Origin of the sequence: Streptomyces sp. NPDC050263, from assembly GCF_040655955.1 — a bacterium.
Classification (GTDB): domain Bacteria; phylum Actinomycetota; class Actinomycetes; order Streptomycetales; family Streptomycetaceae; genus Streptomyces.
The window spans coordinates 1-10,059 of the sequence record NZ_JBFAKW010000207.1 but is presented as its reverse complement, the minus strand read 5'-3'; the positions used below and the strand labels follow the sequence as shown (position 1 = coordinate 10,059).

The 10,059-nt window shown below is 70.5% G+C and carries 10 protein-coding genes and 3 pseudogenes; 10 read left to right on the top strand and 3 right to left on the bottom strand.

Annotated elements, in window-relative coordinates; genetic code table 11:
* The first annotated feature begins 198 nt into the window (after positions 1 to 198).
* From AB0J04_RS44170 to AB0J04_RS44150, 5 genes and pseudogenes are all read left to right on the top strand, one after another.
* Positions 199 to 1,179, top strand: a complete 981-nt coding sequence (locus AB0J04_RS44170; RefSeq protein ID WP_363174372.1) for a fumarylacetoacetate hydrolase family protein — start codon at positions 199 to 201, stop codon at positions 1,177 to 1,179.
* Positions 1,176 to 2,138, top strand: a complete 963-nt coding sequence (locus tag AB0J04_RS44165) for a cyclase family protein (protein ID WP_363174371.1) — start codon at positions 1,176 to 1,178, stop codon at positions 2,136 to 2,138. Before AB0J04_RS44170 ends, AB0J04_RS44165 begins: the two co-directional genes overlap by 4 nt.
* A gap of 147 nt (positions 2,139 to 2,285) precedes the next feature.
* Positions 2,286 to 2,483, top strand: a pseudogene (locus AB0J04_RS44160) (NAD(P)-binding protein); the annotation flags it as partial.
* Between the two features lie 313 nt (positions 2,484 to 2,796).
* Positions 2,797 to 3,168, top strand: a complete 372-nt coding sequence (locus AB0J04_RS44155; protein ID WP_363174370.1) for a hypothetical protein — start codon at positions 2,797 to 2,799, stop codon at positions 3,166 to 3,168.
* Between the two features lie 48 nt (positions 3,169 to 3,216).
* A complete protein-coding gene (locus AB0J04_RS44150; protein ID WP_363174369.1) occupies positions 3,217 to 4,083 on the top strand; it encodes an SDR family oxidoreductase in 867 nt (288 codons plus the stop codon).
* 175 nt (positions 4,084 to 4,258) lie between these two features.
* Here AB0J04_RS44150 and AB0J04_RS44145 read toward each other — a convergent pair whose 3' ends face one another.
* On the bottom strand, positions 4,259 to 4,699 hold the full coding sequence (locus AB0J04_RS44145; RefSeq protein WP_363174368.1) for a VOC family protein: 441 nt from the start codon (positions 4,697 to 4,699) through the stop codon (positions 4,259 to 4,261).
* A 93-nt stretch (positions 4,700 to 4,792) separates the two neighbouring features.
* Here AB0J04_RS44145 and AB0J04_RS44140 point away from each other — a divergent pair.
* Positions 4,793 to 4,918 (top strand): annotated as a pseudogene (locus tag AB0J04_RS44140) (IS5/IS1182 family transposase); the annotation flags it as partial.
* Positions 4,919 to 5,055: 137 nt separating this feature from the next.
* On the opposite strand, the gene AB0J04_RS44135 reads toward AB0J04_RS44140, so the two are convergent.
* Positions 5,056 to 5,724, bottom strand: a complete 669-nt coding sequence (locus AB0J04_RS44135) for a peptidase E (protein WP_363174367.1) — start codon at positions 5,722 to 5,724, stop codon at positions 5,056 to 5,058.
* Between the two features lie 45 nt (positions 5,725 to 5,769).
* On the opposite strand from AB0J04_RS44135, the gene AB0J04_RS44130 reads away from it, so the two are divergent.
* Positions 5,770 to 7,527, top strand: coding sequence for a hypothetical protein (locus AB0J04_RS44130; protein WP_363174373.1), 1,758 nt, complete (start codon positions 5,770 to 5,772; stop codon positions 7,525 to 7,527).
* Here AB0J04_RS44130 and AB0J04_RS44125 read toward each other — a convergent pair whose 3' ends face one another.
* On the bottom strand, positions 7,528 to 7,740 hold the full coding sequence (locus AB0J04_RS44125) for a hypothetical protein (RefSeq protein ID WP_363174366.1): 213 nt from the start codon (positions 7,738 to 7,740) through the stop codon (positions 7,528 to 7,530).
* A gap of 125 nt (positions 7,741 to 7,865) precedes the next feature.
* On the opposite strand from AB0J04_RS44125, the pseudogene AB0J04_RS44120 reads away from it, so the two are divergent.
* The 3 genes and pseudogenes from AB0J04_RS44120 to AB0J04_RS44110 all read left to right on the top strand — a co-directional run.
* A pseudogene (locus AB0J04_RS44120) lies at positions 7,866 to 8,306 on the top strand (sigma-70 family RNA polymerase sigma factor); the annotation flags it as partial.
* Complete coding sequence (locus AB0J04_RS44115) at positions 8,296 to 8,502, top strand: hypothetical protein (RefSeq protein ID WP_363174365.1); 207 nt, start codon at positions 8,296 to 8,298, stop codon at positions 8,500 to 8,502. The pseudogene AB0J04_RS44120 and the gene AB0J04_RS44115, both read left to right, overlap by 11 nt.
* 677 nt (positions 8,503 to 9,179) lie before the next feature.
* Entirely contained in the window at positions 9,180 to 9,413 is a 234-nt protein-coding gene (locus AB0J04_RS44110; protein ID WP_363174364.1) for a hypothetical protein, read from the top strand.
* The last annotated feature ends 646 nt before the right edge of the window (positions 9,414 to 10,059 follow it).

Here is a 10,059-nt window from a genome sequence, read left to right as displayed (position 1 = left end):
TACGTCCAGTACGAGGACTTCCGGCCGGCACACCGAGAGCACGCACCGGACGCCGCTCCTTGACGGGCAAACGTTGCCTGCCGCGGCACTAGCAAGAGAGAACCATCCACATCATGGATTCGGCACATCCACAGGATTGATTTCCGTGATTCGCCGATCGGGGTCAGAGTAGACCGCATCCCAGCAGGAGGAAATCTCATGGCAACGCTCGCGCAACCTGCCGGCCCGTTCGCGCTCGGCACGGTCTCCGCTCCGAACGGGAAGCCGTTCCCCGGACTCTTGGTCAAGGGCCGGGTACTCGACCTCAGCAGAGCCCTGGCCTGGGCACCGTCCGAGCTGCGTGCCGTGGTGGAGCGGTGGGAGGAGGCCCTGCCCGTCCTGCGCGTCCTGGCAGACGAGGACGCCCTCGACTGGCAGCCGCTGGAGGGACTGCGCGTGCACGCCCCGCTGGAGCCGCGCCAGATCTTCCAGTCCGGCGCCAACTACCGGCAGCACGTGATCGACCTGGAGGTCGCCCACCGCTCCCCTGATGACCCGCGCACCGTCGAGGAGGCCCGCGCCGAGATCGCCGCGGTCATGGACCGGCGGGCCGCCGAGGACCTGCCGTACGTGTTCATCGGCCTGCCCAGCACCATCGCCGGCCCCTACGACGACGTCGTACTCCCCGCATGGGCCGAAAAGCCGGACTGGGAACTGGAGTTGGCGGCCGTCATCGCCAAGCCCGCCCACCGGGTGTCCGTCGAGGAGTCCCTGGAGTACGTCGCCGGCTACACCATCGCCAACGACCTCACCGACCGCGCCACCGTCTTCCGCCGGGACATGAAGGCCATCGGCACCGACTGGCTGCGCAGCAAGAACGCCCCCGGATTCACCCCGCTCGGGCCCTGGCTCGTCCCCGCCGAGTCCATCGCCGACCCGGGTGACCTGCGGGTCACGCTGAAACTGAACGGCGAGACCATGCAGGACGAGTCCACCAAGGACATGCTGTTCGGCATCGCGCGGCTGGTGTCGTACATCTCGCAGACCGCCAGGCTCCTGCCCGGAGACCTGGTGCTGACCGGCAGCCCGGCCGGCAACGGCATCCACTGGGGGCGGCTGCTGCGCGACGGCGACGTCATGGAGGGCTCCGTCACCGGCCTGGGCGTGCAGCGCACCCGCTGTGTGGAGGAGAAGGCGTGAGCCTGGACCGCCACGACCCCGAGGGCGCGATCGCCGAGGCCGCCAAGGCGTACTCCAACTGGGGGCGCTGGGGTGAGGACGACAAGCTCGGGACGCTGAACTTCCTCGACGAGGCCAAGCGTCGCGAAGGCGCGGCACTCGTGCGCCGGGGCGTGAGCTTCTCGCTGTCGCAGCGGTTCGACATGAACGGCCCGCAGAAGGGCTGGCGCCGGCGCACCAACCCCGTCCACACCATGCTCGACACCGGCACCGACGCCGCCCTGGGCAACCAGGGCTTTCCGCACGGTATCGGCGGCGCCGACGACGTGATCGCGATGCCGCTGCAGTGCTCGACCCAGTGGGACGGACTCGGCCACATCTTCGACCACGGATTCGCCTGGAACGGGCGGCGCGCCGACAAGGTGGTCACCTCCGACGGCGACCTCGTCACCGGCATCGAGCACATGGCGCCGCACGTCGCCGGACGCGGCGTGCTCCTCGACGTCGGCCAAGTCGTCGGCACCGACGGCGAGCTGCCCGACGGCTTCGCCGTCACCGAGGAGCACCTGACCGCGACCGCGGAGGCGCACGGCGTGAGCGTCGGCCGCGGCGACATCGTCCTCGTCCGCACCGGACACCTCGCCCGCGCCCGGCGCGAGGGCTGGGGCGAGTACGCGGGCGGGCCCGCGCCCGGCCTGTCGTTCACCACCGCCGGCTGGCTGCACTGTACCGAGATCGCCGCGATCGCCACCGACACCTGGGGATTCGAGGTCCGGCCGAACGAGTTCGAGCACGCCTTCCAGCCCCTGCACCAGGTCGCCATCCCCAACATGGGCCTGCTCATCGGCGAGATGTGGGATCCCGACGCCCTCGCCGCGGACTGCGCCGACGACGGCGTGTACGAGTTCTGGCTCACCGCAGCGCCCCTGCCCATCACCGGAGCCGTCGGCTCCCCCGTGAACCCCGTCGCCGTCAAGTAGCCCGCAGCCGCCGGATGCGCCCCTCCCTGGACAGCAATGGCGCATCCGGCCCATACCTCGCACCGTCCCCGGCCCGCGCTCCAGCGGGCAGGAGCCGCACCCCGCCGCCCGAAGCCGCGCGGCCCAATCCCCGGAGGTACCCCCGACATGGCTGACAGCTTCACCCTCCCCCAGCCTTCGGCCGGGGGGACCCCCATCGTCCTGGTCATCGGCGGAGGCGCCTCCGGCAACGCCGTGACCATCCTGCTGCGCCGCGCCGGCATCACGGTGGACCTGATCGAGGCCAGCCCCGACTGGCACTCCTCCACCGGCTCCGGCATCACCCTCCAGGGTGTACGACTTCGACGCGTACTGCGCCTGGTGCCACGGCTTCGCTCCGAATCTGCGCACCTTCGTCGACACCCACGCAGACCTCGTCGACCTGCGCGTCTTGCCGGGTGGGCTGTACACGGGAGCGCGTGCGTTGCCCGTCTCGGCGTACCCGAACTTGTCGCACGACAGCGTTCGCGTCGCGGAACGGCTTCGCCCCGGACCGGGTCTTCACCCCGCAGGGAGACTATGGCCGCCTCCAGTGCACGGTCCCGTACTCACGGGACGCCTGGTCCAGCAGACCGTTCCTCGACACGATCCTCGCCGCGTACGACCGCGGCCCGGCCGGGTGACCGACCCCCAGGCACTCCCGCGCTGTCCCCGCTGCGGCGTCGACGTCTTCCCCACCATCCGTGTCGGTCCGGAGTTCGTCGACGACTTCTATCTGCCCGCGGGGCAGCGGCTGGCGCAGTGGCTCGACGACGCGCCCACGGGCAGCGCCCTGCTCGTGGTGGAGATCGGGGCCGGGTTCAATACCCCCGGCGTGACCCGTCGTCCCATGGAGAACAGGGAGAAGTTGGTGCGCCAGACGCCTCGGGTCCGGCTCGTCCGGATCAATCCCGACCATCCCGACCATCCCGACGTCCCCGCGGACCTCGGGGCACGAGCTCTCTCCGTTCCCCTCGGAGCGGACCGGCTCCTCGACGGGCTCGCTGCCTGACGCACGGCGGCAGCGCGCCTCCATCACCACAGGAAGAGACGTCACGTCATGTCCCAGGTATCCGAGGTATCCGTCCCCGCGATCGCCGTCACCGGCTCCACCGGCCGACTCGGCGGGCGCGTCGCCCGGCGACTGGCCGAGCGGGGCGTCCCGCAGAGACTTCTGGCCCGCAACCCGGCACGCGCTCCACGGCTTCCCGGCTCAGTGGCGGTGCGAGGCGACTACGCCGACCACGACGCCGTGCGGGAGGCCCTCGCCGGCACCCGCACCGTCTTCATGGTCTCCGCCTCCGAGAGCGCCGACCGGCTCGGCCAGCACAAGGCGTTCGTTGATGCCGTCGCGGAGGCGGGTGTCCGGCACCTGGTGTACGTCTCCTTCTACGGCGCGGCACCCGACGCCACGTTCACCCTGGCACGCGACCACTTCCACACCGAGCAACACATCCGCGCCAGCGGCCTCGCCCACACCTTCCTCCGGGACAACTTCTACGCGGAGTTCGTCCCCGACCTCGTCGGCGAGGACGGCGTCATCCGCGGCCCGGCCGGGCAGGGACGCGCCGCGTTCGTCGGCCAGGACGACATCGCCGACGCCGCCGCCGCGGTGCTGTCCCGGCCCGACGACCACGCGGGCGTGGCCTACGACCTGACCGGGCCCGAGTCCCTCACGCTGGACGAAGCGGCCGCCATCCTGTCCGAGCAGCTCGGACGGACCGTCACCTACCAACCAGAGACGGTCGAAGACGCCTACACCTCCCGCTCCTCCTACGGCGCCCCGCCGTGGCAGCTGGACGCCTGGGTGTCCACCTACACGGCCATCGCGTCCGGCGAACTCGACAGCGTCAGCGACGCCGTTCCCCGCCTCACCGGCCACCCCGCCACACCCCTTGCCGACATCGTCCGCGCCGCAAGGGGATGACCCACACCGGCGTCGGCACCGCCCCGACCCGCCGTGGCCCACCTGGGTACCGTTACCTTCGCCTGGCAGGACTTCCGGTTGGAGGAGTCTCGGCCGGACGAGATCCTCGTGCGGTTCATCTGCGCGGGCATCCTGCGGTGCTGGCCGTCGACACGCTCCGCGCGGCAGGCCCGCGTCAGGCAATCTGTTCGGCCAGGGCGACGATGATGCCTGCGGGGCCGCGGAGGTTGCAGAGCCGGAAGATGTTCTCGTACTGCGCTACCTCGCCGAGGAGTTCGGCGCCGTGGGCGCGCAGGCGGGCGACGGTGTCGTCGATGTCGTCGACGGCGAACATGACGCGATGCAGGCCCAGCGTGTTGGGCGGAGGGTTCCGCGGCTCGGCCTCGGATACCGCGGGGGTGTGGTACTTGGTCAGCTCCAGCTTGCTGTGGCCGTCCGGGGTCCGCATCATCGCGATGTCGCTCCGGACGCCGTCGAGTCCGACGGTACGGTCCGCATAAAGGCCTTCGATCTGCGCCTTGCCTTCCAGTTCCAAGCCGAGCTCGGTGAAGAAGGCGACAGCCGCGTCCAGATCGTCGACGACGACGGCGACGTTGTCCATCCGCTGAACAGTCATGTCTCTGAGCCTAACGCCTCGATACGCGGTAGCCCGGGGTCGGCCGTGACATGACGACGGCGGCGCGGGTCGAGTGGAATGCGACGTCCTTCGTCGTGGATCGCGAGGGCCCGCCGGCACTGCCGCGACCGTGAACGGCTCCCTGAGATGAGCGAATCGTTGATCACGTGGGCGACCCTCACCTTGATGACGAGGCGTCTGACCCGCCGCACCGCCCCGGCCTGCCGAACGGCGCGACGTCAGCCCGTACCACCTCGCTCAAGCCGCCTGACGCAGGCGCTGACCCCGGCAGCTCCGCGTCAACGCGCCCCTGGGCGCGGCACTGCCCCGCCCAGGGTTCTCCACCACTCGTCGATTCACGGATGGAACCGCCACCGGCCTTCAGAAACGACATCCACCTTGCCGTCCCTGACGCGAACGGCCGTCTCGTCGTCGATGAAGTAGATCGGGAAGTCCGCCTGCGCAGCGATGCGATCAGCCCAGGCGTCGTCCCGCTCGGGGAAATCCGGCGAGTACAGGTGGGGCTTGAGATACCAGTCGAAGAGACCGAACGGCGGCTCCACGGTCGTCGCGCCGAGCACCTGGAGGTCCGGGGCGTCCCCGATGACGTCGGCGGAGTGTCCGGTGAGGTTACGGCTGAAGATCATTGATCCGGCGCTGACCCCCACATAGACCCGGCTCTCCAGCGCCTCCAGGAAGCCGTCGGCCAGGCCGTTGCCGGTGATGCTGCGCGCGAGGTGGTAGTGGCTGCCGCCCTCGACATAGATGACGTCGGCGTGGAGCAGCCGGTCGAGCACCATCTGCCGAGGCAGGCCGTTCAACTCCAGGACGTCGAACTCCCGCCAGCCGAGGCCGTGCAGTCGGTTCATGTCCGCGACGAACCACCCGTGGTCCCCGGGCTCGGCGACTGACGCCGTGGGAACGAACACGACGTTCGCCGATCCGAACGGCATTCCCAGCATGTCCCGCAGCGCATCCCGCAGCGTCTCGTTGCGCAGGCCACTCGCCGTCAACAGAAAGTTCATCGGGCGAGCCAAGCACGGCTGACGGGCGTGCGCAACGAACCCAGGATGCGCCAATACCGCCATGGCGTGGCTGCATCAGGAACAGGCGCCAAAGGCTTCGTCTCCGTCCCCGGCGGATACGCGGGCGGCCGAAGGCCCGAGCAGGGCGCGGCAGGCCTTCCAGCGCTGTCTGGCGGCCCTCGCACCGTGGGTGGAACAAGCTCACCCTGGAGCAGCTCGACGCGCCGCGGAAGCCGGGAGTCGAGTGGGCGTGAAGAATCCCCAGTCCGTCACGGTCCTTCTCGCCGTACGCACAGAGCCGGCCGCCCTGGCCCCGCAGCCGATCGTTTCGCGTGGTGGCGGGAGATGACGTCACAGACGCTCACGCGCACGGAGATCACCAGCGACCACGCCGACGGCCTCCGCGCCTGCTTCCGGCTGGTGGACCTCGGGGCCGTTCGGGTGCCGGTGCTGTCCTATCCGTCATCGCGCTCGCGTCGCACGTCGCGGCCGAGGCGTCGCTCTGATCCCGAGCCGTACCACCTGGCCCTGACGTCGAGAGGCCGACAGAGCAGCTCCCGTTGCCGGCGTGACGCGTCAGTGGGGGTCGGGGATCTGTGGCTGTACGACAGCGGTGTGACCGACTGGAACCCGGAGGAGCTGCGCACGGTCGTCGACGACTCCCTCGCCATGCTCGGCGTTGTCGGTGCACCCGCCACCTGGCTGCTCTCCAACCACGACGTCATGCGTCACCCCGGCCGTCACGGCCGGAAGGCCGCCAGGCGCTGGGCCGCCGGTGAGCGTTACGCACCCGGCGGCCCCCTCGACCTGGACCTGGGCAAGTTGAGCGACGTCGTTGCGGTTGCCGCCGGTCAAGGTGTTGGCGAGCGGGTGCCGGTGGCGTCGGGGATCAGGTCATGCCTGTCCAGGGCGTTCGCGCCCCGGAGTCCGTCTTCACGGTTGTGGGCCACGCGAAGACGGAGCGAGAGACACCTTTCCCGCAGCCGGGACAGCAGCGGCACGCTCGCGCCGCCACCAGCAGCAGCCCCAGCGCGTCCACGGGCAGGTGCCGCCTGCACCCGCCCACCTGCTTCCCGCCGTCCCAGCCCGACGTGGTGCGCGGCACGCTCGCCTCCGCCAGCAGCGACTGCAGGTCCACGATCGCCGCGTCGGACCGCCCTTGCGGCCCTCCTTGACCCGGGCCGAATCGCGCAGCCGGTCGTGCAGCTCCGGCCACAGCACGCAGACCTGTCTCACGGCCCGTACGTTGCCCTGGTCCGACATCGGCGGGTGAGGCATCCGTCGCGGGCGGACGCGAACCGGTCCCGCGCGGTTGGGCCCGGGACGACTCAAGGTGGAGACCACGCACGGCCCGCGCCGGCCCCCCGTGCACCGTCGGCAGACAGATCCCGCGCACTGGACCCGAACCCGGCGCTGCCGAGCCGTTCAAGCGGGGGAAACGGCCCGGGACCGCGCGCGACGCCCCAGACGGACCCGCAGGTCACGAACCAACCGCTGACGGACCTCGTGGCAGCGAAACCGGCGGAGGACAGGGCACCGGGGCGCCGGAGCCCCCCAGCAGCGGGCAGCCAGCATCGAGCGAAGCTCGACGGGGCCGATCTCGGTGGCGGTGCAGCGGCGGCTGTCGCCACCGCGCCCGGAGGGACGGCCGGCCCTTCAGGCCGACCTCGATCCTTCACTCACCGCCACGAGACCTTCAGCACTCCCAGTACCCTCCGGGCCCGGTCGGCTCGCTCCCCACGGGCCCCACCTGGATTCCGAGGCGGACGCAGACCCGCCCGGGGCTTTGGGAGCCGGCCTTGATCAGCCCTTCGGCGCGTGGTGCATTGCGATCGTCTTCATCTTCAGGACACGCACCGTCGCGGGGTCCGTCACGGGACCGGAGGCCTGCCCCTTGGACGCGGCGACCGTCTTCGCCTTCAGGGCGCTGTCGGCTGCGGGGTTGGCCGCAGGTCGGGAAACCCTCGCCTCGCCCGCGGCGGCGACCGCCTTGGTCTTCTGCTTCTGTGTGCTCACGGAGTCGTCGTCCGTCGCGGTGTGCGAGGCCGACGTGACCGCGTGGGCCTGCGATCCCGCCGCCACCGCCAGACCGCCGAGCGCGAGAGCGCTGACCGCGGCGGTCCTGAACGCTCGTCCGGCAGCTCTACGCCATGACCGGCGACCTGCCGGAGGCTCAGGACGTCGTCCAGGAAGCCTTCATCAGAGCCTGGAGCCGGCAGGGGACCTTCACCAGCGGTCACTCCCAGGAAGCGTGGATCCGTACCACGGCCCGGCGGCTCGCGGTATCCCGCTTCCGGCGCGTGCGGCGCGGCGTACAGCTCATACAGCGTCACCACGAACCCCGCCACGCCGAAGGCCCCTCCCCCGAACACATCGCCCTCGTCGAGGCCCTGCGCACCCTCCCGAAAAAGCAGAGAGACGTCGTCGTCCTCCACCACCTGTGCGACCTCAGCGTCGAACAGGTGAGCGCCGAGACAGGCTGGCCGGCCGGCAGCATCAGAGTGTGGCTGGTCCGCGGCCGCCTCGCACTCGCCCGCCACTTCTCCGCCCTGCCCGACCAGAAGGTGAACCATGCCGGATGAGGACGAGACCCAGCCCTGGCTCACCGAGAGCATCGCCCAGCTTGACCGCGTCCGCATCAGCCAGCCCCTGCCCGCACAGGAACTGCGCCGCCGAGGCATCCAGCGCCGCCAACGCCGTGCCCGTTCCTCCGTCATCGCCGCGACAGCCGGCCTCGTCCGCCCGCCGGGCCGCCGACGGGACACCGACGTGGCCTGAGTGGTGCACATCACTCCGTACTTGGTGGAGCACTCAGATCAGTACGGGGACAGCAGCCTCTGCGACGCGGGCACCGGGCCGCGTGTCCGCACCGCAGGGTTCGCGCTGTCCACCAGGGCCCGTCCGGTGTTCAGCCCCGCTGACCGGACGGGCCCTCGTCCATGCGTCCGGAAGACGAGCCGGACACCGCCGGGCGTAGGACACCGACTCCGGTCGGTACGGGGACGAGACAGCAGGCCGGGCGGGCGGCTGCGCAGGACAGAGGTTCCCGGCGTACGCGAGCGCGACCACCGTGGTCGGCGCGTCAAACCGGCCTCGGAGTTCACGGGCCCGCCGGCGGGCCAGGGCGAGCCTGCAACGCCTTGGCCAAGCCGACGAAGCCGACGCGCAAACCGAGGTGAAGATCAGAGGTGCACAGCGTTCCCCTGGAGGGGAAACGGTCGGGCCGGCAGCCGATCTGTCCGTCGCAGGCCCCGTCTGGGACGCTGAAGGCCAGGCTCGACGGGAGGCAGACGGTGTACACGGAACCTATGGCGCGAGCCGTTGTGGAACCAGCAGTACTCAAGTTGATACGGCACTACCCCCGTGGCAGGTCGTTCTCCACAACGGTCACATTCGGCGGGGACGACTTCAGCATGTGCGCCCACATACGAGCGCGGTGGGCGGCACCCGGGCAGGTGAAGATCGCACTGGCCTGTTGGGTCGTCAACATGGACACCGCGCGCTATTTCGGTGACAACCCACCTGCCAGGGAGGAGATGTGCCTGCCACCGGAAGGCACAGCGGAGTGGGACGAGGAACTGACCGGCCGGGTGATCGGCCACCTCGCAGTTCGTATGAACGCTCTTGCCACCGCCCTGCCGACCACCGACGAACACCTCACCATCACCGTGCCTCTCGTCCTGACGTAGTCCGGTTGAAGGGTCGGCCGCACGACGCCCGGGGACCCCGGCCTGATGCTGGGTTCCTCAAACGGTGTACACATCCCGGTGCCGAAGTAGGCGGGTCGGCGGTGCGGGTCTGCCCCGGATCCAGGGGTTGGCACGGGCGTTGAGCTGGTCGGTCGCCAGGGTGGTGGCGTGTTCGATGTCGTCGCGGTTGGCGAATGACCGGCCGGCGAGGGCGGCCTTGCGGAAGATGCGCCACCAACTTTCCCGCAGGTTGAGCCAGCACGCGCCCAGGGGGATGAAGGCGTGGTGGATGCGGGGACGGTCCTCGAGCCGGGTCCGGGTGGACGCGGCTCGTGTGACTGGACAGATTGTCGGTGACGATCCAGATCTCCCCGACCGGGTTGGCGTCCTCCAGCAGTTGCGGGAACTGCTGGTAAAAGACGCTGTTGCGAGAGGACGCTGTCATCGTGACCGCCTGGCCGTCGGCTGGTCGCAGGCCGCCGTAGACCCAGGTCGTCTCCGGTCCGCGGCTGTAGTCGGGTTCCGCTTCGATCCGGCGCCCGTCCGGTGACCAGGCGGGAGCGGGCGGGAAAGCCCGCGGGATCACCGCCCCCAGCTCGTCGGCGCAGATCACCGCCGGGCCGAGGGGCGGGTGGGTGGGTGGGTG

Bases quoted from the DNA above. Each gene is read 5' to 3' on its own strand.
- AB0J04_RS44130 (WP_363174373.1), top strand. From the start codon at position 5,770: ATGCGCCAATACCGCCATGGCGTGGCTGCATCAGGAACAGGCGCCAAA.
- AB0J04_RS44115 (WP_363174365.1), top strand. From the start codon at position 8,296: ATGCCGGATGAGGACGAGACCCAGCCCTGGCTCACCGAGAGCATCGCC.
- AB0J04_RS44135 (WP_363174367.1), bottom strand. From the start codon at position 5,724: ATGAACTTTCTGTTGACGGCGAGTGGCCTGCGCAACGAGACGCTGCGG.
- AB0J04_RS44170 (WP_363174372.1), top strand. From the start codon at position 199: ATGGCAACGCTCGCGCAACCTGCCGGCCCGTTCGCGCTCGGCACGGTC.
- AB0J04_RS44150 (WP_363174369.1), top strand. From the start codon at position 3,217: ATGTCCCAGGTATCCGAGGTATCCGTCCCCGCGATCGCCGTCACCGGC.
- AB0J04_RS44145 (WP_363174368.1), bottom strand. From the start codon at position 4,699: ATGACTGTTCAGCGGATGGACAACGTCGCCGTCGTCGTCGACGATCTG.